Genomic DNA, 25,534 nt, shown 5'->3' on the forward strand with positions numbered 1-25,534 from the left:
TCCAGGAAACACTCATGGACACCAAACTGCTCGACATCCTCGCTTGCCCGATCTGCAAAGGCCCGCTCAAGCTCAGCGCCGACAAAACCGAGCTGATCAGCAAAGGCGCCGGCCTGGCGTACCCGATCCGTGACGGTATCCCGGTGATGCTTGAAAGCGAAGCACGCACCCTGACCACCGACGAGCGTCTGGATAAATGACCACTGCCTTTACTGTTGTCATTCCCTCACGCTACGCATCGACCCGCCTGCCGGGCAAGCCGCTGCAACTGATCGGCAGCAAGCCGATGATCCAACTGGTGTGGGAACAGGCCTGCAAAAGCAGCGCAGAGCGCGTGGTGGTGGCCACCGATGACCCGCGTATTATCGAAGCCTGCAAAGGTTTTGGTGCCGAGGCGGTACTGACCCGCGAAGACCATAACTCCGGCACCGACCGCCTGGCCGAAGTCGCCACTCAGCTTGGCCTGGCGCCTGACGCCATTGTGGTCAATGTGCAAGGTGACGAGCCGCTGATTCCGCCAAGCGTGATCGACCAGGTGGCCGCCAACCTGGCGGCCCATGGTGAAGCGCGCATGGCGACCCTGGCGGAGCCGATTGAAGACATTGAAACGCTGTTCAACCCGAACGTGGTCAAAGTGGTCAGCGATATCAACGGCCTAGCGCTCACCTTCAGTCGCGCGACCTTGCCTTGGGCGCGTGACGCCTTCGCCAAAAAACGTGATGTGCTACCGGCAGGCGTGCCTTATCGCCGCCATATCGGCATCTACGCCTACCGCGCCGGTTTCCTGCATGACTTCGTCAGTTGGGGCCCATGCTGGCTGGAAAACACCGAATCCCTGGAGCAACTGCGTGCCTTGTGGCATGGCGTGCGCATCCACGTGGGCGATGCCCTGGAAGCGCCGCCGGCGGGTGTCGACACCCAGGAAGACCTTGATCGCGTTCGTCGCCTGCTGGGGGGCTTGATGGAGGTTCTGTTTGTCTGTCTGGGCAATATCTGCCGCTCGCCCACTGCTGAAGGTGTGCTGCGGCACAAGTTACGCGAAGCGGGGCTGGCCGGCCGGATCGAGGTGGCATCCGCCGGTACCGGCGAATGGCATATCGGCAACCCGCCGGACCAGCGCAGCCAGCGTGCGGCGCTGGAGCGCGGTTACGATTTGTCGGCCCAACGTGCGCAGCAGGTCTCCCGCGCCGATTTTGCGCGCTATGACCTGATCCTGGCCATGGACAACAGCAACCTGCGCAACCTCAAGGCGCTGCAACCGGGGCAAGGCAAGGCTGAGCTGGATTTGTTCCTGCGCCGCTACGACTCGGAAGTGGACGAGGTGCCAGACCCTTATTACGAAGGCGAGCAAGGTTTCGAGCGGGTCTTGGACCTGATCGAACGAGCCTGTGATTTATTGGTGATCGAATTGAAGGGGCGGTTATGACCTTGCAAGTACGTGCGCAGGTATCGCTCAAGCCATTCAACAGCTTCGGTATCGACGTGCGCGCCCGGCTGTTCGCCGAGGCCCATAGCGACGCGGATGTGCGCGAAGCCCTGGCCTGCGCCGCCGCGCAGGCGCTGCCGCTACTGGTGATTGGCGGTGGTAGCAACCTGCTGCTGACTCAGGATATTTCAGCGCTGGTTTTGCGCATGGCCACTCAGGGCATTCGCGTGCTGCACGATGATGGCGTGCATGTGGTGGTCGAGGCCGAAGCGGGCGAGGCATGGCACCCGTTCGTGCTGTGGACGCTGGCGCAGGGCTTCTGCGGTCTGGAAAACCTCAGCCTGATTCCCGGCACCGTCGGCGCAGCCCCGATGCAGAACATCGGCGCCTACGGTGTGGAGATCAAGGACGTATTCGCGGGCCTCACTGCGCTGGATCGCCAAACCGGCGAGCTGCGGGAGTTCACCCTGCAAGAGTGTAACTTTGCCTACCGTGACAGCCTGTTCAAACACGAGACCGGGCGTTGGCTGATCCTGCGCGTGCGCTTTGCCCTGAGCCGCGCCAGCCACCTCAAGCTAGACTACGGCCCGGTGCAACAACGCCTGGCCGGGCAGGGGATTACCGAGGCGACGCCGAGCGATGTCAGCCGCGCGATTTGCAGCATCCGCAGCGAAAAACTGCCGGACCCGGCCGTGCTGGGCAATGCCGGCAGCTTCTTCAAGAACCCGTTGGTACCCGAGGCCCTGGCCGAAAAGCTGCGGGCGCGGTACCCGGATCTGGTGGCCTACCCTCAGGCTGACGGGCAAATGAAGCTTGCCGCAGGCTGGCTGATCGACAAGGCCGGTTGGAAGGGCTTTCGTGACGGCGATGCGGGCGTACACAAATTACAGGCGCTGGTACTGGTCAATTATGGCGGCGCCACGGGGCAAGACATTGCCAACCTGGCCCGGTGCATCCAGCGTGACATCTCTGAGCGTTTTGAGGTCGAGCTGGAAATGGAACCCAACCAGTACTGACGTCCTGCTCTTTGATAAAAAAATGCCCCGCATCTTTCGATACGGGGCATTTTTATGTGGCTGGCAATCAGTCGTCGCGGCTCATGATGCCGAAGATCTGCAACAGGCTGATAAACAGGTTGTAGATCGACACATACAGGCTGATGGTCGCCATGATGTAGTTGCGCTCACCGCCGTGGATGATGGCGCTGGTCTGGAACAGGATGCACACGGAGGAGAACAGCACAAAACCCGCGCTGATCGCCAGTTGCAGGCCGCTGATCTGGAAGAACATGCCTGCAACCACCGCCGCCAGCAATACGAAGAAGCCCGCGGTGATGAAACCGCCCAGGAAGCTCATGTCCTTACGGGTGATCAGCACATAGGCCGACAAACCACCAAACACCAGGGCCGTCATGGCAAATGCCGAACTCACCACTTGCGCGCCGCCGGCCATGCCGAGGTAACGGTTGAGGATAGGGCCGAGGATAAAGCCCATGAAACCGGTCAAGGCAAACGCCGATACCAGGCCCCAGGCCGAGTCACGCAGCTTGTTGGTCAGGAAGAACAGACCATAGAAGCCGATCAGCACCACAAAGATGTTCGGGTAGCCGACGCGCATCTGCTGCGCCACGAACGCCATTACTCCGCTGAAAGCGAGGGTAAGGGCGAGCAGGCCATAGGTGTTGCGCAATACGCGGCTGACTTCAAGCTGCTCAGCCTGCGCGTTACCATTCACTGCGTAATTCTGTTCGCGCATGGCGACACTCCTTCGGTTTTGAAACGTTCAGTCGCAAAGATCATAACAGACGCTCTGTAACAAGCTATGGCGAGAGTTTGACAGTGTGTTTCATTCGGGTATTATGGCGCCCGCTGAGACAGGATGGCCTACAATAATCCTGCAATGCACAAGGGAAATTGGCAGAGTGGTTGAATGCACCGGTCTTGAAAACCGGCGAACGTTAATAGCGTTCCCAGGGTTCGAATCCCTGGTTTCCCGCCAAGATTCAAACGAAAGCCCCGCAATGCGGGGCTTTTGTGTATCTGGGGTTTGGGTGGAGCACGACGGTTACTCCTAAATATATGAGAAGGCCCAATGCCTCTTGGTCCGAATGTCTGGCGGTAGTGGTACTGTCTACGCAGCCCCCCCCTGGAGCCTGCTAGATGAATCGTCAACGTTCACCTCACCGCGCCGCAGCGTCTCTAGTCGCATCAAGCAATGGCAGCCCCGCCGCCCATCCCCCTATTTGGCATCGCGGCCCGGACTTACTGACCTTTGGCAGCACGGGTGCGGCCATTCTGGGTTTCTGCTTTGTGGTGCTTGGGTTGTTGCCGGGCTTAGTACTGATGATTTTGCTCCTTCTCGGGTTCGAAGCGATGCAAGGCGAACCGAGCAGCGATGAGTCGGGTCTCACAATGTCGACGCTCATTCTGGGGCTGATTGGTTGTGTTGTGCTCATGGGGCTGGTCTTCGCGTGGGTTTTCTCTGCGGCTAGAGTGCTGGCCTTCACATTCGATGAAAACCAACAACTGCTTACCCTCACTGTCACCCGTCGCGGCCGTAAACCAACCGAAGTGCAGGTGCCATTTGACGACATTATTTGTATTTGTCCTTACGTGTTAGCCAGTTATGACCGTGATGGCTATTTTAGCGTTGTGTGTCAGGGGCCGAGGGACAAGGAGTTCGTATATCGATTGGCTGAGGGAACTTCTCTGGAAGACATGGAGTTTCATGCCGCTTGGTTGCGAGGAATCATTGGCGTGCGGATGCAGGAACTACTGAATATGGACAAATGAACTACTACGCCGTCTGATACAGGCTATGCGGCACATAAAGTGGTGCTAGGGATCAGCGCAATATTCGACCGTAACGCCTCTTATGGGAAAGGCCTCGACTTTGGAACAGTACGCTTTGGTGGGGGAGACGCGACTGGAGCCTCTAAGGGGTTGGACGCACCTGCAGCTCGCATGTGCCATCAAGGAACGTCGTATCGAGCCACGACTCGGGTTCGCGACATCCCATGCTCAAGCGCTCTATCGCCTGTTAGATCGCTGAAATCTGCGCTTGGCTGATGCTGCTGAAACAGTAGATCCACTTTCTGACTGTCGGCACAGAACCGGCCAGGCTTACATTGGACAACTTCGCAATGAGCGGACCCATTCTCGAAGTACTCGACGGAGGGAAGCAGCCATCCGGCATCTACAAAAAGGCGGAGCGATTGAATCTGTTTTTTGCGTCTTCTTTAAGCTTGGTCAGGACTGATCACGGCATCAGGCGGGCTTCTGTCGATTCACTCTCGTAGGGTTTCTGGTGAGTAGTAGGCCGATTCAAGGGGGGCGCGCAGTTGATTGCGGTTGATCTACGTGATACATGACGTAGCGACTTACCGGAGGTGTGCCCAGGCGGAGCCAGGGTACGATCCAAAAAAGCATGTCAACACTGTTTCTACGGCGTGAAAATTGATTTTAAATCAGTTGTTACGACGTGTACGGCTAGAAAAATGATATTTAAGGGAATGAAATGAGCACATGGTTCAGTAATATCCAGCTTGGCTTTGATATGGCGACAAGCTTGACAATTGTAGGTGCGGCAATTACTTGGACTGTTCGTCAAAAGAAACAAGCCGAAGCTGAAAAGATTCGTGGAATCAATCAGTACGCAAGATCAACAGGTCTTCAAAAAGTTCAAGATGTGCTTTTTGAAATAGAAGATAAGTATTCGATACTGGTTAGCAAGACACAAGCCTTTGAAAAAAGTATCGACCTGCGCGTGCTCTGGTCTAACGATGTATTGGACTTCACTCGCTTGAATAAAGCGATAAGAGATGACAGTAATTTTTTAGCAGCGTCGGTGGAGCGCTTGCAAGATATTCGTGAAGAGCTGGGCCAGTTTTATGAGCTGATACAGGTTAGACGCTACAGCTTGATTCCTCTCCTTGATGCTATTAAAGAGGGTGATAAATATATTGGCGTATTCAAACGTAATATTGATGAGGTTGGCGAAGCATATAATGAAATGGGCTCTGGCAATGTATCCCTGCTCAAAGAGCTTCACGCAATGATCACCTTGCTTAATAATGAATACGGCGATGAATTGATTGACGTGTCTGATGAGTTCGCAGCCGTTATATTTAATAAAATAGCTACCAATGAAAAAATATTAAACGCCATCAAATCCATTATCTTCGATGAATCCTATTTTTATTGGGTTCAAGAATTTGTCCCTGCGGGTAAAGAAAAGGATTTTTTAGAAAAGGTTGTTAGGCCGAAAGAAATCGAAGATATGGATTTGTGCTATAAGGTAACTTACAATTTTATTGTGTGCCTGATTGAAAAGAATCATGAATTGCTTTCTCAAGTTCTCACAACCGCCTCAAGTTCAGTCATGCAAGCACGTATTGAATGTAAGGATATCTTAATTGCGCTCAGCGCAATCTCACACAAATTGGTAATGGACAATAACCACGAGACCTTGGAGCAAGTGATCGGAAAGTATGACGCCGAGCAATACTTCGGTAGGGACATCACTATCCGCTAAGTGGGACTGTTAATAGCGTTCCCTGACTCCCCGCCAAGATTCAAACGAAAGCCCAACGAAAGCGGGGCTTTTGCGTTTCTCGTGTCCAAAACACGCGCGCAACTCAGGCAAAGGGAACGCTACCCAACTCTCCCTCCCTTGGACATATCAATCTCGAAAACCAATTCGTCAGCAAGCTTCTGAATGCTTGAATTGTCTGTCAGTTGGGCCAGGTTGATTCCCGTCGTGCAAAACATTGAGTCATGTTCGAGCTGTCGGACGAAGACGGTAGCGTTCCAGCCGTTGATCAGGATGCAATCGACCTGATGCCCCGGCAGGCTCCGCTGCAGATCTTCGGTCAGCGAGATTTTCTTCCAGCTGTGCATGATGACGTACTACTTCGGCCGTGATGTGCGATTGACAGGCGGCGGTTGAAAAAGTGCCAATTGGCCATCACTTTGCCGCTCAACGCTTAGATATCATCGTCCCGGCTCAATGCTGTCAGTGCAAACGGTGCGCCTTGAGCCTGACACAGCTGGGAATAGGTATTGGCCTGATGCCATAGAAAATCGCGGACAAAGAAAAGCCCGCGATGGGGGGGAGCGGGCTTAAAGGGATGTTCACTAGGAGCTGGAAATGACCATAAGCGCCCGGCTGTGAAAAGAATGTGAAAGAGCCGCAGTCGCCAAGGCCGCCCCTCAATCGTAAATCATCAACGGCTGCCGATACCCGCGATCCATCAGTGGTACTGTCTGCGCTGCAAACCCCGGAGCCCGTCAGATGGATCGTCAACGCCCACCTCGTCTTGTCGCAACGCCTTTAGCCGCGCCAAGCACCGAAACCGTTGCTACCCACCCACCTGTTTGGCATTACGGCCCGAGTATCCCGATCATTGGCGGCAATGGCTACGCAGTTTTTGGATTCTTCCTTGGGCTGCTTTTGCTTTTACCGGGCTATGGGTTGGCGATGTTGCTTGTGGGGATGGGCGATATACACGGTGAGCCCCCCAGCGCTGGATCGAAGCTCAGCGAGTCGTCGTTCATGCTGCTCATGCTGGGTGCTGCAGTGTTCATTGCCGCGATGTTTGCGTGGGTGACGTCTGAGCCTCAAGTGCAGGCGTTCACGTTCGACGAAAACCAGCAACTGCTCACCCTCACGGTCACGCGTCGTGGCCGCAAACCCATGGAAGTGCGTGTGCCTTTCGACCACATTCTTTCCATCCGCCCCTACGCGGTCGCCCTGTTTGACCACGATGGCCATTTTTACGTGACGTATAAGGGCCCCAAGGGCAAGGTGTTGGGATATCAAATGGGTGACGGGACTTCTCTGGCAGACATCGAGTTTCATGCCGCATGGTTGCGAGGAATGATAGGCGAACGTATGCAGGAACTGCTGAACCTGGACAAATGAAGACGGGCCCCGCCACGCCCGCAGCCCTTTCAAAGGCAGTTTCCCCTCCGGATCAGCAAAAAAGCTGAGCCACCGAAAGCAGGCAAATCACCTGGACAAACATTTGTGCTCGAATTGGATGTTTCATTGCCGTCACCTCATTTACAGCGGCTGCTGATAGTGCCGCGGGCGCTGCGAACCACCCGCAAGGCCACGTAAAAGTGAAAATGCCATCCTGGCTCGCCAACAACGCACGCAACTGAAGTATAGGCGCTGAAACGAATTCGTCACGCGGCGCTCTGGCAGGCACCTCTTACAACTATCTGCTGCTGTCTTTCGCACTTTTTTAGATTTATCCGCTCTATTTCTGTCCCAGCCCCACCGATTTCCCGCGTGGGCAGAAGAACAAGATCGGGTGCCGATGGATCGCACGTTTCCTTTTTTCCGAGTTCGCGCCAGGCGCCAGCTGTTGCTCCTGGCCGCTGCATTAGTGTTTTTTGCTACCGGCTGCACTCAGCAACAAGGCCGCGATATTGCCAAGCAGTTCACCAATGGCAAGCCCGACGAGTTCTTTCAAACCAGTGTCGATCGCATGGCCACGCTGGGCATGCGCGACAACCTGCAAAGCCTGTACGTGCTGATGAGCAAGCTTTACCTGCGTAACCCCAGCCAATGGCGGCAGTCGGGTTACCCGGATGCGGCGAGTGCCGAGCGGGAAATTCGCCAGGCGATCGAGCAGCGCCGGCCGCTGCCAGCCTTGGGTGAACGTCGCGACCTGGTGGCCTTGAGCTATTCCTTGAGCCCGGAATTCCAGGGCGATCGGGTCGGGGCGTTTATCTACGCGATCGGCAGCATGCTGGTGACCGCCCACGGTGGGCGCACCGAGTTCTATATGACCGACTCGATCAACCCGCAATTCGTCAGCAACGCCGCGCGCAATATCGAGAAGGCCACGTGGTTGCTCAGCAAGCGTCAGGATGCCAATGGGGTGCTGCTGTTGTTTTCCAACGAGATATCGGAGGAGGGCAGTAACCTCAGTTTTGCGGTGGAGTTCGGCAAGATTGTCGCGCGGCTCGACCTGTTGACGCAGATGCTTGACGAGCGCTACCGGCGCATTGGTCTCAATTATGCGCAAAGTCTGTTGCTGATGAATTTCCTTCCGGTGCAGTGAGCGCTATTGGCAACGCAAAGCGGCAGCACAGCTATCCGTACAGGTACAGCGTTTCGTTTTCCTCTGTAGGAAGTGGCCTATCTTGCCTTCCCTTGCTTGAATCGCCCCGGCGTCGGCAATAGCCTCGGACTTTTCTGAAAAATGAGGCCCTACCCTTGAGTAAGCAAAAAACGGTGTGGCCTACGGATCGCGAAATACGCCTGCGCTTTATTCTCTTCGCGGTGATCGAGACCGCCAGTGCCGAAGGCGTTGCTGCCGAATTGTTATTGCCTGCACACAAGCTGCTGCGCGTCTCGCCAAGCGAGCCGCAGTTGCTTGAGGCACTTGGGCAGATACTCGCGGCAGATGAGATGTATGGTTTCCGGTTTCCCGCGGGCTCGGAGGCGCACGAGCTGATGCAGGGGGTGGAGCTGCCCGGTTAGGTCAATCACTTGCTTGGGGTCAGTGGCGCCGGCGTGACCGTTCGTCGTCTATGCTCAGCTTGCCGGCCACCTGGCCGATGCAGTGATGACCACAGCAGGGACGCCACCATGTTCAATCGCCTCTTGAAGAAAAATCTACAGGACCAGGACGACGAGCTTTTTCATTTGCGACAGCTCGTTGCGCAATTTGACCGTGGCAGGCTTTCCATCGCCCTGGATGCGGAGTACCGCATTACGGCGGTCAATGACGCATTCGCGCGGGTGCTTGGTTATCCCCCAGAGCACTTGCAAGGTCGCTTGCTGGGTGAAGTCGTTCCCCCTTACGTCAAGGACTTGCCCTGCTTTCGCAATTTTCACGCAGCGGTTGAGCGCTTTGAACCGGTGACTGACGACTACCGCTATTTGCGCAGCGATGCCAGCCTGGCCTGGCTCAACCTGACCTGGTGCCCGATCAAAGGGCGTGACGGTCGGCTGTCGCATATCCAGGGCTACGGTGCCGATGTGAGCCGTGTCATTGAGCAATCCAAGGAAAACGAGGCGTTCATCAACGCGTTGATCCGCTCGACTGCCGTTATCCAGTTCAAACTGGATGGGACGGTGGTCACCGCCAATACTCAGTTCCTCGATGCCATGGGGTATAGCCTGGATCAGATCGTCGGCAAAAAACACAGCATGTTCTGCAGCCCGCAAGAGGCGGCATCGAGCGGCTACGTTGATTTCTGGCAGACCCTCAATCGTGGAGAGTTTGTCGCCAGCCGCTTCAAGCGGGTGGACAGCCGCGGTAATGATGTATGGCTCGAAGCCACTTACAACCCGGTGCACGACGCAGAAGGCAATCTGTGCAAAGTGGTGAAGTTTGCCAGTGTGGTCACCGGCCAGGTGTTGCGCGAGTCCGAGGTCAAGGCCGCGGCCGGGGTGGCTTACGAAGTGTCGCTGCAAACCGATGTCACGGCCGAGCGCGGCGCGGCCGTTGTACAGAACACGGTACAAACCATGCAAAACATTGCCGTGCAGATGCAATCGGCTACCGGCAGCATCGAAGCACTGGGTAAGCAGTCATTGCTGATCAGCGCGATTGTGCAGACCATCGGGGGTATCGCCGCCCAGACCAACCTGTTGGCGCTCAATGCGGCCATCGAGGCCGCCCGCGCCGGTGAACAGGGGCGGGGCTTTGCGGTCGTGGCCGATGAGGTCAGGCAGTTGGCTAGCCGAACCAGTACGGCAACCGAAGAGATTGTCAGCGTGGTCCAGCAAAACCAGCGTCTCGCCGACGAAGCTATTACCGAGATGTTCAGCAGCCGCGAGCAGGCAGAGCAAGGCTTGACCCTGGCCAACCAGGCCGGCGCGGTGATCACCGAGATCCAGGGGGGCGCCAAACAGGTGGTGAGCGCGGTCGGGCGCTTTGCCAATGAACTGCAATAACGTGCTGGGTTAGATCGTTTGTTTGCTTAAGGGGGGCTTCACAGTAGGGGCACTGTTTGTTTCGTCGGATATTGAGTGTGCATGCGCGGACTCGATGTAGGACTTAATAAAAAAGCAGCTTGGCGTTGGTGTAGAAAGAAGCGGGTCCGTTAACAAAGCGTGACTTGGTGGGCCGCGTTGGCTTCCCATCACTGTTCGCGTGGTGGGCCAGGCCCTTCATGCCCCCGACTCCCAAGGACCTGCCCATGCTGTTGCGCCAACCTCCGTTGCTGTTTGCCGCCCTGACCTTAAGTTCGCTGGTGCACGCCGAAGACGTGCAACTGGCGCCGCTCGAAGTCACCACGGCCGAGGCCAGTGCCGGCGAAGTGGCCCAGGCGCAGCTGAAGAGCGTGCCCGGCGCCACCAATTACATCGACATGAGCAGCGTGCAGCAGGGGCGGGTGAGCACCAACGAAGATGTGTTCAAGTACCAGCCCGGGGTGTACGCCAAGGCGGCGAATAACGAAGGGGTGAAGTTGTCCATTCGCGGTTCGGGCCTGAACCGCAGCCCCGGCGCGCATGCTTCCGGGCTCTATGAGATGTTCGACGGCCTGCCCCTGACCGGGCCTGGCGGCACACCCTACGAACTCAAGGACCCACTGTGGCAGAGCCGCGTCGAAGTGCTGCGTGGCGCCAACGGTTTTGATCAGGGCGCGCTGGCCCTGGGCGGCGCGGTCAACTACGTGACCCGCACGGGTTACGACGCGCCCAAGCTGCAAGTGCGCTATGAGGCCGGCAGCCGTGGTTACGCCCAACGCGAAATCAGCTCGGGCCAGGTACTGGGGGATGCCGATTACTACATCAGCCTGACCGACTCGGAATCCGATGGTTATCAGCACCAGAGCGCCGCCACCGGCAAGGGCGTGGCCGCCAACTTCGGCTACCGCTTCAATCCGAATCTGGAAACCCGCTTCTATTTCCGTTACCGCGAGACGACCAACGACACCCCCGGCAAACTCACCCGCAGCCAGATCAGCCACGACCCGCGCGCAGCCAACAGCCTTAACGCCAGCCGTGACTCCAAGCGCCTGCAACCGGGATCGACCTGGATCGCCAATAAAACCACCCTGCAACTGGACGACAACTCGCGCCTTGAAGTCGGCCTGGCCTATCACGATTACCCGATGGACCTGCGCGAAGGCACCAACCGCCTTAAAGTCGCCTACACCGACCTCAGCGGCACCCTCAATTACATCCGCCAGGACATGTTGTTCGGCCACGACAGCAAAACCACCGTTGGCCTGCGCACCACCCAGGCGATGCCCAGCAATGGCGCGTCGGAATATGTACGCGTACCTGCCGGCAACACCGTCACCTATGCCCCCGGCACCAAGACCCGCGACTACAGCTACCTGGGCTCCGACACCGTGCTGCACATCGGCAACGAGCTGGAACTGGTGCCGGACCTCTGGCTGACCACCGACCTGGCCGCGATCTACACCCGCCGCGAAACCCAGGTCACGTACCCTCAAGGCCAGGCGCCGCTCAGCCAGCATGATTGGGACTACGCGCCGCGCATCGGCCTGCGGTATGACGTCAACCCGCAATTGCAGGTGTACGGCAACGTGAGCCGCTCGGTCGAGCCGCCGCATGCGTGGTCGATGATCTGGGGTTCCAACAAATACTTCGCCGGCGGTGCGGCCACGGGGTTGGCGCGAGAAGGTGTCAGTTTGAAAAACCAGACCGCCACCACCCTGGAAATCGGCGGGCGAGGAGAGGCATGGCTTGGCCAATGGGACCTGGCGCTGTACCGCTCCGAAGTACGTCACGAACTGCTCAGCGTGGAAACCCAGCCCCAGACCCCAACCAGCAATGCAATCATCGCCGAATCCAACGCCAGCCCCACCGTGCACCAGGGCGTTGAACTGGGCCTGCTCAGCCCGCTGTGGGACGGCGGCCACCGCGGCATACTCAACCTGCGCCAGGCCTACACCTACAGCGACTTCCACTACCGCGACGACGACCGTTTCGGCGGCAACGCCTTGCCCGGTATCCCCAAGCACTACTACCAGGCGCAACTGCGCTACGACCACCCGACGGGCTTCTACACCAGCCTCAATACCGAGCATGCTTCACGGGTGGCGGTGGACTACGCCAACTCCTACTACGCGGCGCCCTACACCGTTTATGGTGCGACGTTCGGTTACGACGCGCCCCAACAGGCCTGGCAAGCCTGGGTCGACCTGCGCAACCTTGCCAACCGCCGCTACGCCAACACCGTTACACCGGCTTACGACGACAAGGGCGCGGATTTAGCCCGTTCTACACCCGCGGAAGGTCGTGGCATCTACACCGGCGTGTCGTGGAGTTGGCGTTAATCCGGCCCTTGCCCCGTCATCGTTTTACTGGCATTGTTTGCGCAATTGGTAACATTTCCCATTTGAGAAATTTTTGCGCATGCATGACATTCCGGCCGCGCTGGGCGACTCCGTGCGCCAGCAGACCCTTACGGCGATGTACCGCGAGCACCACGGCTGGTTGCATGGCTGGCTGCGCAGAAAACTCGGGTGTTCCCAGCACGCCGCCGACCTGGCGCACGATGCGTTCATTCGTGTGCTGATGCTGGCCGAGCCACAACACATCCAGGAACCTCGGGCCTTCCTGGCCACCACGGCGGGGCGCCTGTTGATCGATGGCGCGCGTCGACGCCGTATCGAAAAAGCCTACATGCAAGCGCTGGCCATCCAGTGTGAAGACGCCGGCATGCCCGACCCGGCCGCGATCCACGTGGCGCTGCAAGCGTTGGAGCGTATCGCGGAAATGCTCGCCGGTTTGCCAGCCAAGGCCCGCGAGGCCTTCCTGTTAAGTCGCCTCGACGGGCTGACCTACAGCGAAATCGCCAGCCGCCTGAGCGTGTCCTCCGGCACCGTCAAAAACTATATTTCCAGCGCCCTGGTGCACTGTTACCACAGCCTGCATGCGGCCGACCCGCTGTGATGAGTTCCGAACAGATCATTGAGCAAGCGGCGAATTGGCTGACACGCCTGCACGACGAAGACGTCACGGACGCCGAGCGCCAGGCTTTCAACACCTGGTGCCAGGCCGACCCGCGTCACGCGGTGGCAATTGAACGCATGCGCGGCCTTTGGTGCAGCCTCGATACCTTGCCCGCGCAGCCGACGCGCGTGGCCCTGAATCGCGCGTTTAGCGCGCAACGCCCACGCAGTGCCCAAGTGTTGGGCTTGCTTGGCGTGTTGCTGTGCGGTTGGTGGGGCCTGGAGCACCTGCCGGTGTGGATGGCCGACCAGCGTACCGGCGTCGGCGAGCGTCGGCAGATCGCCCTCGAAGACGGCAGCCAATTGCAGCTCAACAGCAACTCTGCAGTGGATGTGCAATTCGACGGCCACCAACGGGTCCTCCAATTGCTGCAAGGCGAACTCTGGGTGGACGTGGCCAAGGATGCCCAGCGGCCGTTCGTGGTTCGCACCGACCAGGGCACGGCGACCGCGCTGGGTACGCGTTATCTGGTCAAGCGCGCGGCAGACGGCAGCACGGTGGTCACGGTGATCGAGTCCACCGTGGCGGTCAAAGGTCAAGCGCAGGACGCAGTCAAGGTCACCGCCGGCCAGCGCGCCGTGCTCAAGGATGGCCACGCCATGCCCGCGCAAAACACCGGCAATGCCGACCCGGACGCCTGGACCCGTGGCCTGCTCAAGGTCAACGACCAGCCCCTGAGCGAGGTCTTGCAGACGCTGGCCAGCTACCGTCACGGGGTGGTGCGCTTCGACTCCCAGGCCTTGGGCGATCTGCGTGTGTCCGGCGTGTTCAAGCTGGACGACACGGCGGCGGCGCTGGCGGCCCTGGCGGATAACCTGCCGATCCAGGTGGAGTACTTCACCGACCTGCTGGTGGTGGTCAAGCCGCGCTAACCTTGGCGCAACCGCTTGTACAAGGTGTTGCGACTCACCCCCAACTCGCGCGCCAGGTGGGAGATATTCCCGCCCGCCGCCTTCAGGCGCTCGTTCAGGTCGATGCTGTCATCCAGGTATTCACTGGCAGTTGGCGGCGGGGCCACATTCAAGTCCACAAAAAAATCATCCGGCAGATGCTCCGGGCGGATCGGTTGTTCCTCGGCCATTGCCAGCGCCACCTGCAGCACGCTGCTGACCTGGCGCAAATTCCCTGGCCATGGATGCTGTTCGAAAAGCGCCAGCACCTCGCTGCTCAGGCCGGCCCATTGGGTCGGTTCGCGGTGTTGCTGCCACAGTTGCTGAAACAGCGCCTGCTTGTCGCTGCGCTCGCGCAAGGGCGGCAACTCCAGCGTCAGGCCGCCGATGCGGTAGTACAAGTCTTCACGGAAGCGCCCGGCCTGCACCCATTCGCGCAGGGCGCGGTTGGTGGCCGAAATAATGCGCAGGTCCACCGCAAACAACTCGCTGCTCCCCACCGGTTGCACGCAACGCTCCTGCAATACGCGCAGCAAGCGGGCCTGGGTCGGCAGCGGCATATCGCCGATCTCGTCGAGAAACAATGTGCCCTTGTCGGCCTTGCGGATCAGGCCGATGCTGCCTTTTTGGTTGGCACCGGTGAACGCACCTTTTTCATAGCCGAACAGTTCCGATTCCACCAGTTCTGCGGGAATCGCCGCACAGTTCACCGCGATAAAGGCCTGCCGGCTGCGGGAACTGGCTTGGTGCAGGGCTTTGACGAACACCTCTTTGCCCACGCCGGTTTCGCCGTGGATCAGCAGCGGGATGTCTTTTTCCAGCAGGCGCTCGGCCTGACGCACGGCTTTTTCCACGCGAACATCGCCGAAATGCAGGGTCTTGAGGCCAATCGCCGCTGGTTTTGGCGCAGCAGGCTCGCTGAACACCCGCGCCTGCACCGGCATTTGCTGGGGGCGTTTCAACACGCACTGGAACCGATTGCGTCCCGCCGCCTGCAACGAAAACGGCAAGCCTTCCGGCTGGTTGAGCAACTCCAGCAATGACACCTTGAACAAACTGTCGATCATCACCCGCGACAGACTGATGCCCAGCAGGTTGTCGGCGCGCCGGTTGGCCGACAGCACCTGGCCGCTTTCATCGAAGATCAACAGGCCGGCCCACTGGCTGTCGAGGTTGCTCAAGCCAGTATTGAAGGTCAGTTGAAAATGCTCGCCGCGAAACAGGTTGAGGATCAGCCGGTTTTCCACGGTCTGGCTCATCATCTTGACCATGCCCAGGGTGTGGGAGGGCGGCAGGTAGCTGTCGCTGGACACATCCAGCACCGCAATGATTTCACGTTGCGCATCGAAGATCGGCGCCGCCGAGCCGGTCATGAAGCGGTTGGCCTTGAGGAAGTGTTCGTCGTGTTCGATATGCACCGCCTGGGCGCAGGCCAGTGCGGTGCCGATCGCGTTGGTGCCGCTGCAGCGCTCCTTCCAGCTGGCGCCGGCGCTGAAGCCACGGGCCAGTTTGGGCTCGATAAAGCGTTGAGTGCCCCACGACGTCAACACCTGGCCCTGATTGTCGGCCAGCATGATCAGGCAATTGGAATTACTGAGGATGTTCTCGTAGTAGGGCAGCACCTCCTGGTGGGTGGTCTGCACCAGGGAGTGCTGGCTTTCCAGCAATTGGCTGATGCCCTCGGCCGGCAACTGGTCGAAGCTGGGCGTGCTCTGGTGGTCCAGGCCAAACGCGCGGCAACGGCGCCAGGAGTCCTGAATGATGATGTCGTGGGGCAGCGGTTCGGCCATAGTGACCTTCTTTTTATTGTTATGGGGGCTTGCACGATCTACTGGTTGGATCCGGGGCTTGCCCCTCCCAGTTGTGCTCCAGTGCCCATAAAGTGTTGTTCAGAAGTGTTCATTGTCAACCCCCAACCTGTTCAGTTGTTCAGCCAGATTGTTCACTCTCGAACACCGCTTTTACCCCATTTCCTTACGGATCAAGCACCTGCCGTTTTTGGCATGAAATTCGCTCTGACGACTGGCCAGTTTCATTCCAATAATAAAAAGGTCGTGTCATGTCATTGACCCTGGAACATGTCTCCCGCGTCGTCTCCGGCCAAACCTGGATCGACGACGCCACCCTGCGTTTCGAGCCCGGCTCCTTCAACGTATTGCTTGGCCGCACCCTGTCCGGCAAGACCAGCCTGATGCGCCTGATGGCCGGCTTGGACAAGCCCGACAGCGGCCGCATTCTGATGAACGGCGTTGATGTCACCCACAAACCGGTGCGCCTGCGCAACGTCTCGATGGTGTATCAGCAGTTCATCAACTACCCGACCATGACCGTGTTTGAAAACATCGCCTCGCCGTTGCGCCAGGCCGGTGTGTCCAACGAGATCATCCAGAGCAAGGTGCAGGAAACCGCCAGGATGCTGCGCATCGAGAAATTTCTCCAGCGCCACCCGCTGGAATTGTCCGGTGGCCAGCAGCAGCGCACGGCCATGGCTCGCGCACTGGTCAAGGATGCCGAGCTGATCCTGTTCGACGAGCCTCTGGTAAACCTGGACTACAAACTGCGCGAAGAGCTGCGTCAGGAAATGCGTGAGCTGTTCCAGGCCCGCCACACCATCGCCATCTATGCCACCACCGAACCCAACGAGGCCCTGGCATTGGGCGGCACCACCACCATCCTTCACGAAGGCCGGGTGATCCAGAGCGGCAAGGCCGCCGAGGTGTACCACCAGCCGCAGACGGTGCTGGCGGCCGAACTGTTTTCCGAACCGCCGATCAACCTGATGCCGGGACGTATCAGCGGCAACGAGGTGAGCTTCGCCAACTTTGTGCACTTCCCGCTGAATGTCGACCTGCGCCCCATCGGCGAAGGCGAATTCCGCTTCGGTGTGCGCCCCAGCCACATCAGCCTGGTGCCGAGTAACGACGACGACCTGGAGTTGGCAGTCACCGTGGAAGTCGCCGAGATCAGCGGCTCGGAAACCTTCCTGCATGTGCGCAGCGAGCACTTCCTGCTGGTGCTGCACTTGCCGGGGGTGCACGAATACGACGTCGACGCGCCGATCCGCGTGTATATCCCCACCCATAAACTGTTTGTGTTCGATGGTCAGGGCCGTTTGGTCCAGGCCCCCGGACGCCGTGTCGCGAGGGTTGCCTGATGGCCGAGATCCACTTGCAGAACCTGGCGCACAGCTACAGCCCTACGCCGAATGGTCCGGAGGACTACGCCATTCGGGAAATGAACCACGTGTGGGAGCAGGGCGGCGCCTACGCATTGCTCGGCCCGTCCGGCTGCGGCAAGTCGACCCTGCTCAATATCATCTCCGGCCTGCTCAGCCCGTCCGAGGGCCAGGTGCTGTTTGACACCCAAGTGGTCAACGACCTCACGCCGGAGAAACGCAATATCGCCCAGGTGTTCCAGTTCCCGGTGGTGTACGACACCATGACGGTGTTCGACAACCTGGCCTTCCCGCTGCGTAACCAGGGCATGGCCGAGGCGAAAATCCACAGCAAAGTGCAGGAAATCGCCGAAGTCCTCGACCTGCAAAACCTGCTGACCAAAAAAGCCCGCAACCTCACCGCCGATGAAAAACAAAAAGTCTCCATGGGCCGCGACCTGGTGCGCGACGACGTATCGGCGATCCTGTTTGACGAGCCGCTGACGGTGATCGACCCGCACCTGAAGTGGAAGCTGCGGCGCAAGCTCAAGCAGATTCACGAGCAGTTCAATATCACCATGGTCTACGTCACCCACGATCAGCTTGAGGCTTCCACCTTCGCCGACAAGATCGCGGTGATGTACGGCGGGCAGATCGTGCAGTTCGGCACGCCACGGGAACTGTTCGAGCGACCCAGCCACACCTTTGTCGGTTATTTCATCGGCAGCCCTGGGATGAATCTGATCGAAGTGCGGGCCGAGGCGGGCGGGGTGCAATTTGCCGGTACCCATCTGCCGTTGCCCGAGGCGTTGCAGCGACGCATTGCAGCGACGGACTACACCAAGCTGCAGGTGGGCATCCGCCCGGAATTTATCCACGTGTGGGACGAGCATAACCCCGACGCCATGCAGGCCAACGTCACGCACCTGGAAGACCTTGGCACCTACAAGATCATGACCCTCGACCTCGACGGCGCAACGCTCAAAGTGCGCCTGGCCGAAGACAAACCGGTGCCCGAGGGCCAGGCCTCCATCAGCTTTCCCGCGCAATGGCTGATGCTGTATGCCGACGACTACCTGCTGGAGGTGCAGCCATGAACAAGGTGCAGAACAACAAGGCCTGGTGGCTGGTATTGCCGGTATTCCTGCTGGTGGCATTCAGCGCGGTGATCCCGATGATGACCGTGGTCAACTACTCGGTGCAGGACATCTTCGACCAGTCCAGCCGCTACTTCGTCGGTGCCGACTGGTACAAACAAGTGCTGCTCGACCCGCGCCTGCATGACTCGCTGCTGCGCCAGTTCATCTACTCGGCGTGCGTGCTGCTGATCGAAATACCGCTGGGCATCGCCATCGCCCTGACCATGCCCACCAAGGGCCGCTGGTCGTCGTTGGTGCTGATCGTGCTGGCAATTCCGCTGCTGATCCCGTGGAACGTGGTGGGCACCATCTGGCAGATCTTCGGCCGTGCCGATATCGGCCTGCTGGGTTACAGCCTCAACGCCCTGGGCATCAGCTACAACTATGCGGCCAACACCATGGACGCCTGGGTCACCGTGCTGGTGATGGACGTGTGGCACTGGACCTCATTGGTGGCGCTGCTCTGCTACTCGGGCTTGCGCGCCATTCCGGACGTGTACTACCAGGCCGCGCGCATTGATCGGGCCTCCGCCTGGGCGGTGTTCCGACATATCCAACTGCCGAAGATGAAGAGCGTGTTGCTGATCGCGGTGATGCTGCGCTTTATGGACAGCTTCATGATCTACACCGAACCGTTCGTCCTTACCGGCGGCGGGCCGGGTAACGCCACTACGTTCCTGAGCCAGACATTGACCCAGATGGCCGTAGGCCAATTCGACCTGGGCCCGGCGGCGGCGTTTTCCCTGGTGTACTTCCTGATCATCCTGTTGGTGTCCTGGCTGTTCTACACCGCCATGACCCACTCCGACGCCAACCGCTGAGGCCGCCAACATGAGTAAGCGCAAAGTCGTACCGCTGCTGATCTACATCCTGTTCCTGCTGGTGCCGATCTACTGGCTGCTGAACATGTCCTTCAAGAGCAACACCGAAATCCTCGGCGGGCTGACACTGTTTCCGCAGGATTTCACCCTGGCCAACTACAAGGTGATCTTCACCGACCCGAGCTGGTACACCGGCTACCTCAACTCGCTGTACTACGTGAGCCTGAACACGGTGATCTCCCTGACCGTGGCGCTGCCGGCAGCCTATGCCTTCTCGCGCTACCGCTTCCTGGGCGACAAGCACCTGTTCTTCTGGCTGTTGACCAACCGCATGGCGCCGCCGGCGGTGTTCTTGCTGCCGTTCTTCCAGTTGTATTCGTCCATCGGCCTGTTCGATACCCATATCGCGGTGGCCCTGGCGCATTGCCTGTTCAATGTGCCGTTGGCGGTGTGGATTCTGGAAGGTTTCATGTCTGGCGTGCCCAAGGAAATCGACGAAACCGCCTACATTGACGGCTACTCGTTTCCCAAGTTTTTCGTGAAGATTTTCATCCCGTTGATCGGCTCCGGCATCGGCGTCACCGCGTTTTTCTGCTTCATGTTTTCCTGGGTCGAGCTGCTGCTGGCGCGCACGCTGACCTCGGTCAACGCCAAGCCCATCGCGGCGGTCATGACGCGCACGGTGTCGGCATCGGGGATCGATTGGGGCGTGCTGGCGGCGGCGGGGGTGTTGACCATCCTGCCCGGCATGCTGGTGATCTGGTTTGTTCGCAACCACGTGGCCAAGGGCTTTGCCCTGGGCCGGGTCTGAGGAGTCGATGATGGAATGGATGGCCTGGACCACCCCCACTGCACTGTTCTTTGGCGGCATCGCGCTGATTCTGGCGGGCATGACCACCTGGGAACTGCGTTCGCCGAGCATCCCTCGGCGTGGGTTTCTACCGATCAGCACCACCCGTGGTGATCGCCTGTTTATCGGTCTTCTCGGCAGCGCCTACCTGCATTTGCTGGTTATCGGCGTTACCGACTGGAGCATCTGGGTGGCGTCCGCGCTGTCCCTGGTATGGCTGTTGAGCGTGATGCGTTGGGGCTAATGCCCTTATGAATAAACCCCCAGGAGGTCTCTATGTTGAATAAAAACAATAAGCTGCGACATAGCATTTCATTGGCCGCCGTACTGGCCCTCAGCGGTTTGAGCGCCACGGCGTGGGCCGATGCGTATGAAGATGCCGCGAAAAAATGGATCGGCAGCGAGTTCAAACCGTCCACTCTCACCGAAGCCCAACAGCTCGAAGAGTTGAAATGGTTTATCAAAGCGTCGGAACCGTTCCGTGGGATGAAGATCAACGTGGTGTCGGAAACCCTCACCACCCACGAGTACGAATCCAAGGTGCTGGCCAAGGCCTTCACGGAAATCACCGGGATCAAGCTGACCCACGACCTGCTGCAGGAAGGCGACGTGGTGGAAAAGCTGCAAACCCAAATGCAGTCCGACAAAAATATCTATGATGGCTGGGTCAACGACTCGGACCTGATCGGCACGCACTTTCGCTACGGCAAGACCGAATCCATCACCGACCTGATGGCTAACGAAGGCAAAGACTTCACCTCGCCGACCCTCGACCTCAAGGACTTTATCGGCCTGTCGTTCACCACCGCGCCGGACGGCAAGATCTACCAGTTGCCCGACCAGCAGTTCGCCAACCTCTACTGGTTCCGCGCCGACTGGTTCGAGCGTCCGGAGCTCAAAGCCAAGTTCAAGGCAAAGTACGGCTACGACCTCGGCGTGCCGGTGAACTGGTCGGCCTATGAAGACATCGCCAAGTTCTTCACCGAAGACGTCAAGGAAATCGACGGCAAGCGTATCTACGGGCACATGGACTACGGCAAGAAAGACCCGTCCCTGGGCTGGCGCTTCACCGATGCGTGGTTCTCCATGGCCGGTGGCGGCGACAAGGGGTTGCCCAACGGCCTGCCGGTGGACGAGTGGGGCATCCGCGTGGAGGACTGCCACCCGGTGGGCTCCAGCGTCACCCGCGGCGGCGACACCAACGGCCCGGCCGCTGTATTTGCCACGCAAAAATACGTGGATTGGATGAAAGCCTACGCGCCACCGGAAGCGGCGGGCATGACCTTCTCCGAATCCGGCCCGGTGCCGTCCCAGGGCAATATCGCCCAGCAGATCTTCTGGTACACCGCGTTTACCGCCGACATGACCAAAGCAGGTCTGCCGGTGGTGAACGCCGACGGCACGCCGAAATGGCGCATGGCACCATCGCCTGTCGGACCTTACTGGGAAAAGGGCATGAAGAAGGGCTATCAGGACGTAGGCTCCTGGACCTTCCTCAAGTCGACGCCGGAAAAACAGAAACTCGCGGCTTGGCTGTATGCGCAGTTCGTGACCTCCAAAACCGTGTCGCTGAAGAAAACCATCGTCGGCCTGACGCCGATTCGTGAGTCCGACATCAATTCCCAAGCCATGACCGACATGGCGCCCAAACTCGGCGGCCTGGTGGAGTTCTACCGCAGCCCGGCACGGGTGGAATGGACCCCGACCGGCACCAACGTGCCGGACTACCCGCGCCTGGCGCAACTGTGGTGGAGCAATATCGCCGCCGCCGCCAGCGGCGAAAAAACCCCGCAACAGGCGCTGGACAACCTGGCCAAGGAACAGGACGCGATCATGACGCGCCTGGAACGCTCCAAGGTGCAACCGGTGTGCGGCCCGAAAATGAACCCCGAGCGTGACGCGCAATACTGGTTCGACCAACCGGGTGCGCCGAAGCCGAAACTGGCCAACGAGAAGCCTAAAGGCGAGACGGTGACCTACAGCGACCTGCTCAAATCGTGGGAGGCGGCGCGTAAGTAAACGCGGCGGGAAAGGCCTGAATGGCACGCTAGCGTGCCGTTCAGGCCAAGTTGCTGGCTTGGAGAAGCTGGCAGAAATCTAAATGTGGGAGCAACTGTCTGGATGACCCTAACGTTGGCATCGCTTTTTAAGACAGCCAAGCTCCCACAGCTCTCAAGCCGTGTGACCTTCAACCACACATCGCTGCCGATTTAGGCTAGCCGCCGTAAATGAGCCCGATGCCCCTAACTGAGCAGGCGTTCGACCTTTTCGCGGTCTAGCCTGTTGACGCTTTCGCGAATCAGCTGCTCTATCGCGTTCACAGCCTTGCTCAAGTAGTCGATATGGCTCTGCAAAGCCGGTTACTTCGCCGCAGGAGGCTGTTTTCAGGCGCCTTTTGTTATCGTCCCTCTGCTGAGCGAAGGTAAGCGTCCGGGGAAGTCATCTATCCGATCCCTGCGATGACTGGATGTGTACGGCAACGTCTTTCAGCACGCTTTTGCTTAGGTATTCACCCCTCCCTAACCCGCAAAAACTATATTCGCTAGCTCTTAAATCACTGTCGATTTCTCGGTGGAGACGTCGCTGCAGTCAGCTTACGATAGCGCGATCTGCACCTGTCTTCTCTCACCGGGGTACCACTGAATGACGCCACTAAGTGCGGTTTTCCGCAAACTTCACCCAGCTAATTTGTTGGTACTCGCCAACGTGAGCGATGCTGGCAGCGCACGTATTGTCGAAAGTGTTGGGAGTAAGGCAATCGCGACCAGCAGCGCCGCCGTTGCTTGGGCGCATGGATACCAAGATGGCAATCAACTTCCCCTAAAACTGCTGACTACTACAGTTGAGTCAATGGTTCGAGTGCTTACAGTTCCCCTCACGGTCGATGTCGAAGGGGGCTATTGCGACGACCTCGCCGCTGTTTCCCGCATCTCGAAAGCGATTTTTACACCCATTCGATGACGAGGCTACGGTCATGAGATCTTACAATCACGCTCTTCCGCCCAGAAGCGAGATGGTGAATGCGATGCTATGCAGTGATACCGCCTATGAGGGCGTTTTTTTCACTGCTGTCAAAACTACAGGTATTTTTTGCCGCCCTACATGTAGTGCACGTAAGCCAAAGCCCGAGAATGTAGAGTTTTTTTCGCAGGCTAACGAAGCGATGGCAGCAGGTTATCGGCCTTGCTTACGATGCAAGCCATTGGATCTCGCAGCTTGCGCGCCAGATTGGGTCAAGGCGCTACTGGCCTCTGTATCTGCATCACCTGACGCTCGCTGGAGTGATGCTGACCTAACTACGCGTGGTATCGATCCGTTACGCTTACGCAGGTGGTTCAAACAAAATTTTGGCATGACTTTTCATGCATGGATCCGTTCTAGAAGGCTCGGTGTTGCCCTAGGCCGGATTTCTTCGGGCGAAACGCTGGATAACACCGCATTTGACTTAGGGTACGAGTCATTGAGTGGCTTTAGAGATGCTTTCAAAAAAACATTTCAGATGCCCCCTGGTAAGGCAGCTGAAACGTCGCTCCTGCTATATCGCCATTTGACTACACCGTTGGGCCCAATGATCGCCATGGCAGAGGAGCGAGGTTTGGTACTCCTCGAATTTCTTGACCGCCCGGCCCTAACCGCTGAATTAAACGAACTGCGTGGGCGTCATGGGTATTCAATCGCACCTGGTGAGCATGTCTACATCAAGCAGATCGAAGTTCAATTAAAACTTTATTTTGATGGAAAGCTAAAAAGGTTTTCAGTACCGCTCCATATGCCAGGCAGCTCTTTTGACAGGCTTGTGTGGGCAGAGCTTCTAAAAATCGACTATGGAACTATTTCAAGCTACGGTGCCATCGCTAGGGGCATCGGTAAGCCAGGTGCAAGCCAAGCAGTGGGCAATGCAAATGGACACAATCGCTTATCCATTGTCGTCCCCTGTCACCGTGTCATAGCGACAAATGGTGCACTCGCCGGATATGGCGGAGGACAGCCCCGGAAAGAGTTTTTACTGCATTTGGAAAAAACTGCTTTGCAGATGACTCAACAGAACGAACTCCTGTTGAGTTAGTTGCTAGTCAGAATATACGCAGACACAAAGACTCCTCAGCGCGTCTTTTGTAAAGCTCCTTGGGTGTCGACCTTGGGCATCAACTGCGCAGCCAGTGTGCGTAGTTGTTCGGGGTCGAGTTCGACCTCCGTCCCACGATGGACGCCTGGCCAATGAAACTAACCTTGGTTCAAGCGCCATCCCGCAAGCCGCATAGCTCAAGCGTTTGAAGTTTGCCAAGCGCAGTGAGCAGATGAGTCCTGATCAGGCCGGCCTGCTTGACCTGATCGATACTGATATCGCGGTGATTGAGGCCGAGCTATTAGATAACACGAAGCTCTAACCATTTACGGTAAAAGCTTGTAGCACGACCGCAAAAAAGACCTACGGTAAATCCCGATACAGTGCAGGCGATTAAGAGGATTTGGACATCATTCGAGCGCTCGGGATGAACGGCTGCTTGATAGCCAATAAAATATCTCACGGCAAAGAAAAGCAGGTATATCGCGAGAATTTTCCAAGTCCCCGGCACGACAAGTCGCCTTCCGGCATCGTCAAGAGTTAGGCAACGCGTAGGGAACAACAATAATGCAGTGGCGCTCCCTACAGCTATACCTGTTAACCACGCGCTTAACGTCATCGTGAGATGACCGCTGTAGTTAAGTGAAAAAAGTGACCAAAATACAAAGATACAAGGTGTAATAAGCAGAAAGGTCGGGCTCTCTCGGGTAGGCCGTAGAGCTTTGACTCCGTAATAACAGATCAGTAGAAAAACGCCGAAAACCCAGAGGGGGGTACCTTGTAGAATTTCAAGCATCGCCTTTGGAGTCCTTGTCACTCTTTCGTGACTTTATGCTTACATCAGCTTGGGGGCGCAGTCACGTAAAAGCTTGTCTGGGAGCTAGCACGCTGAGAGTATTAATGGATTTCGTAGCGCGATGTTAACCGACAACCAAACAGACAAACAGACGCGTTTAAGGCCTCGTCAAGGCGTATTCACCACCCGCTTACCGTTAGCGCAATTTACCCCAACGTCAACCTGATGAACTCGAGCTTCAAGGCTGTCCTTGGAAACATCAATGCCTGGTGAATAGGAAAACATAGCCAAACCCACTTGCTCCCGATGGCTGCTTGTCAGGCGCCTATTTTTTGGATCTGACTGAGTACATATCCGTTGCTGCGGTAACGGCTGATATGGGTTCCGCTTTTACAGCGGCTCACTTTTGAAAAGTGCAAAAGTAAGCAAAACGCTCTTGC

23 protein-coding genes, 1 tRNA gene and 2 pseudogenes are annotated in these 25,534 nt (G+C 57.9%); 22 read left to right on the top strand and 4 right to left on the bottom strand.

Going from position 1 to position 25,534, the window contains the following annotated elements; genetic code table 11:
• Positions 1-14: 14 nt before the first annotated feature.
• The 4 genes and pseudogenes from AB4O23_RS15235 to murB all read left to right on the top strand — a co-directional run bounded on the left by AB4O23_RS15235 (position 15) and on the right by murB (position 2,442).
• Positions 15-200 carry a Trm112 family protein gene (locus AB4O23_RS15235; RefSeq protein ID WP_003174668.1) on the top strand — a complete coding sequence of 62 codons (186 nt, stop codon included), beginning with the start codon at positions 15-17 and terminating at the stop codon, positions 198-200.
• A pseudogene (gene kdsB, locus AB4O23_RS15240) lies at positions 197-958 on the top strand (3-deoxy-manno-octulosonate cytidylyltransferase); the annotation flags it as partial. The gene AB4O23_RS15235 and the pseudogene kdsB, both read left to right, overlap by 4 nt.
• Before the next feature lie 3 nt (positions 959-961).
• Positions 962-1,426 carry a low molecular weight protein-tyrosine-phosphatase gene (locus AB4O23_RS15245; RefSeq protein ID WP_017527227.1) on the top strand — a complete coding sequence of 155 codons (465 nt, stop codon included), beginning with the start codon at positions 962-964 and terminating at the stop codon, positions 1,424-1,426.
• The gene (gene murB, locus AB4O23_RS15250) at positions 1,423-2,442 is read left to right on the top strand and encodes a UDP-N-acetylmuramate dehydrogenase (RefSeq protein ID WP_065877393.1); all 1,020 of its coding nucleotides are present in this window, start codon (positions 1,423-1,425) and stop codon (positions 2,440-2,442) included. Before AB4O23_RS15245 ends, murB begins: the two co-directional genes overlap by 4 nt.
• Before the next feature lie 67 nt (positions 2,443-2,509).
• Here murB and AB4O23_RS15255 read toward each other — a convergent pair whose 3' ends face one another.
• Positions 2,510-3,181 (bottom strand): Bax inhibitor-1/YccA family protein, encoded by a 672-nt coding sequence (locus AB4O23_RS15255; RefSeq protein ID WP_017527229.1) that lies wholly within the window; start codon positions 3,179-3,181, stop codon positions 2,510-2,512.
• Positions 3,182-3,333: 152 nt separating this feature from the next.
• Here AB4O23_RS15255 and AB4O23_RS15260 point away from each other — a divergent pair.
• From AB4O23_RS15260 to AB4O23_RS15270, 3 genes are all read left to right on the top strand, one after another.
• A tRNA-Ser gene (locus AB4O23_RS15260) sits at positions 3,334-3,424 on the top strand.
• A 161-nt stretch (positions 3,425-3,585) separates the two neighbouring features.
• Positions 3,586-4,218: an ABC transporter permease gene (locus tag AB4O23_RS15265; RefSeq protein ID WP_065877392.1), complete on the top strand. Its 633-nt coding sequence runs from the start codon at positions 3,586-3,588 to the stop codon at positions 4,216-4,218.
• A 724-nt stretch (positions 4,219-4,942) separates the two neighbouring features.
• Positions 4,943-5,959 (top strand): hypothetical protein, encoded by a 1,017-nt coding sequence (locus tag AB4O23_RS15270; RefSeq protein WP_065877390.1) that lies wholly within the window; start codon positions 4,943-4,945, stop codon positions 5,957-5,959.
• Positions 5,960-6,078: 119 nt separating this feature from the next.
• Here the strand turns inward: AB4O23_RS15270 and AB4O23_RS15275 are convergent, their stop codons facing one another.
• Complete coding sequence (locus AB4O23_RS15275) at positions 6,079-6,324, bottom strand: hypothetical protein (RefSeq protein WP_017527230.1); 246 nt, start codon at positions 6,322-6,324, stop codon at positions 6,079-6,081.
• 394 nt (positions 6,325-6,718) lie between these two features.
• On the opposite strand from AB4O23_RS15275, the gene AB4O23_RS15280 reads away from it, so the two are divergent.
• The 7 genes from AB4O23_RS15280 (at position 6,719) to AB4O23_RS15310 (ending at position 14,250) form a co-directional block, all read left to right on the top strand.
• Positions 6,719-7,348, top strand: coding sequence for a hypothetical protein (locus AB4O23_RS15280; protein ID WP_017527231.1), 630 nt, complete (start codon positions 6,719-6,721; stop codon positions 7,346-7,348).
• A gap of 400 nt (positions 7,349-7,748) precedes the next feature.
• A complete protein-coding gene (locus AB4O23_RS15285) occupies positions 7,749-8,498 on the top strand; it encodes a hypothetical protein (protein ID WP_065877388.1) in 750 nt (249 codons plus the stop codon).
• Positions 8,499-8,653: 155 nt separating this feature from the next.
• Entirely contained in the window at positions 8,654-8,920 is a 267-nt protein-coding gene (locus AB4O23_RS15290) for a hypothetical protein (RefSeq protein ID WP_068937023.1), read from the top strand.
• Between the two features lie 108 nt (positions 8,921-9,028).
• On the top strand, positions 9,029-10,342 hold the full coding sequence (locus AB4O23_RS15295) for a methyl-accepting chemotaxis protein (RefSeq protein WP_068937022.1): 1,314 nt from the start codon (positions 9,029-9,031) through the stop codon (positions 10,340-10,342).
• 245 nt (positions 10,343-10,587) lie between these two features.
• A complete protein-coding gene (locus AB4O23_RS15300) occupies positions 10,588-12,699 on the top strand; it encodes a TonB-dependent receptor family protein (protein WP_460089802.1) in 2,112 nt (703 codons plus the stop codon).
• A 79-nt stretch (positions 12,700-12,778) separates the two neighbouring features.
• On the top strand, positions 12,779-13,318 hold the full coding sequence (locus tag AB4O23_RS15305; protein ID WP_116077882.1) for a sigma-70 family RNA polymerase sigma factor: 540 nt from the start codon (positions 12,779-12,781) through the stop codon (positions 13,316-13,318).
• The gene (locus tag AB4O23_RS15310) at positions 13,318-14,250 is read left to right on the top strand and encodes a FecR family protein (protein WP_065877378.1); all 933 of its coding nucleotides are present in this window, start codon (positions 13,318-13,320) and stop codon (positions 14,248-14,250) included. The genes AB4O23_RS15305 and AB4O23_RS15310 overlap by 1 nt, the downstream gene beginning before the upstream one ends.
• Here AB4O23_RS15310 and AB4O23_RS15315 read toward each other — a convergent pair.
• Positions 14,247-16,058: a sigma-54-dependent Fis family transcriptional regulator gene (locus tag AB4O23_RS15315; protein ID WP_137219756.1), complete on the bottom strand. Its 1,812-nt coding sequence runs from the start codon at positions 16,056-16,058 to the stop codon at positions 14,247-14,249. The two genes, AB4O23_RS15310 and AB4O23_RS15315, sit on opposite strands and share 4 nt — an antisense overlap.
• A 269-nt stretch (positions 16,059-16,327) precedes the next feature.
• On the opposite strand from AB4O23_RS15315, the gene AB4O23_RS15320 reads away from it, so the two are divergent.
• The 8 genes and pseudogenes from AB4O23_RS15320 (at position 16,328) to AB4O23_RS15355 (ending at position 24,298) form a co-directional block, all read left to right on the top strand.
• Positions 16,328-17,422: an ABC transporter ATP-binding protein gene (locus AB4O23_RS15320; protein WP_065877376.1), complete on the top strand. Its 1,095-nt coding sequence runs from the start codon at positions 16,328-16,330 to the stop codon at positions 17,420-17,422.
• The gene (locus AB4O23_RS15325; RefSeq protein ID WP_460063837.1) at positions 17,422-18,519 is read left to right on the top strand and encodes an ABC transporter ATP-binding protein; all 1,098 of its coding nucleotides are present in this window, start codon (positions 17,422-17,424) and stop codon (positions 18,517-18,519) included. Before AB4O23_RS15320 ends, AB4O23_RS15325 begins: the two co-directional genes overlap by 1 nt.
• Entirely contained in the window at positions 18,516-19,382 is an 867-nt protein-coding gene (locus tag AB4O23_RS15330; protein WP_017527241.1) for a carbohydrate ABC transporter permease, read from the top strand. Before AB4O23_RS15325 ends, AB4O23_RS15330 begins: the two co-directional genes overlap by 4 nt.
• A gap of 10 nt (positions 19,383-19,392) precedes the next feature.
• A complete protein-coding gene (locus AB4O23_RS15335) occupies positions 19,393-20,193 on the top strand; it encodes a carbohydrate ABC transporter permease (protein ID WP_017527242.1) in 801 nt (266 codons plus the stop codon).
• A 10-nt stretch (positions 20,194-20,203) separates the two neighbouring features.
• A complete protein-coding gene (locus tag AB4O23_RS15340; protein WP_003232363.1) occupies positions 20,204-20,476 on the top strand; it encodes a DUF2160 domain-containing protein in 273 nt (90 codons plus the stop codon).
• 32 nt (positions 20,477-20,508) lie between these two features.
• Positions 20,509-22,251, top strand: a complete 1,743-nt coding sequence (locus tag AB4O23_RS15345) for an ABC transporter substrate-binding protein (RefSeq protein WP_065877374.1) — start codon at positions 20,509-20,511, stop codon at positions 22,249-22,251.
• A gap of 624 nt (positions 22,252-22,875) precedes the next feature.
• Positions 22,876-23,175: pseudogene (locus tag AB4O23_RS15350) on the top strand (isocitrate lyase/phosphoenolpyruvate mutase family protein); the annotation flags it as partial.
• Between the two features lie 31 nt (positions 23,176-23,206).
• Positions 23,207-24,298 carry a bifunctional transcriptional activator/DNA repair enzyme AdaA gene (locus AB4O23_RS15355; protein WP_026067219.1) on the top strand — a complete coding sequence of 364 codons (1,092 nt, stop codon included), beginning with the start codon at positions 23,207-23,209 and terminating at the stop codon, positions 24,296-24,298.
• Between the two features lie 301 nt (positions 24,299-24,599).
• On the opposite strand, the gene AB4O23_RS15360 is transcribed toward AB4O23_RS15355, so the two are convergent.
• Positions 24,600-25,094 (bottom strand): DUF6622 family protein, encoded by a 495-nt coding sequence (locus AB4O23_RS15360; RefSeq protein ID WP_080598133.1) that lies wholly within the window; start codon positions 25,092-25,094, stop codon positions 24,600-24,602.
• Positions 25,095-25,534 lie beyond the last annotated feature (440 nt).

The organism is Pseudomonas sp. H2_A10 (assembly GCF_054680085.1).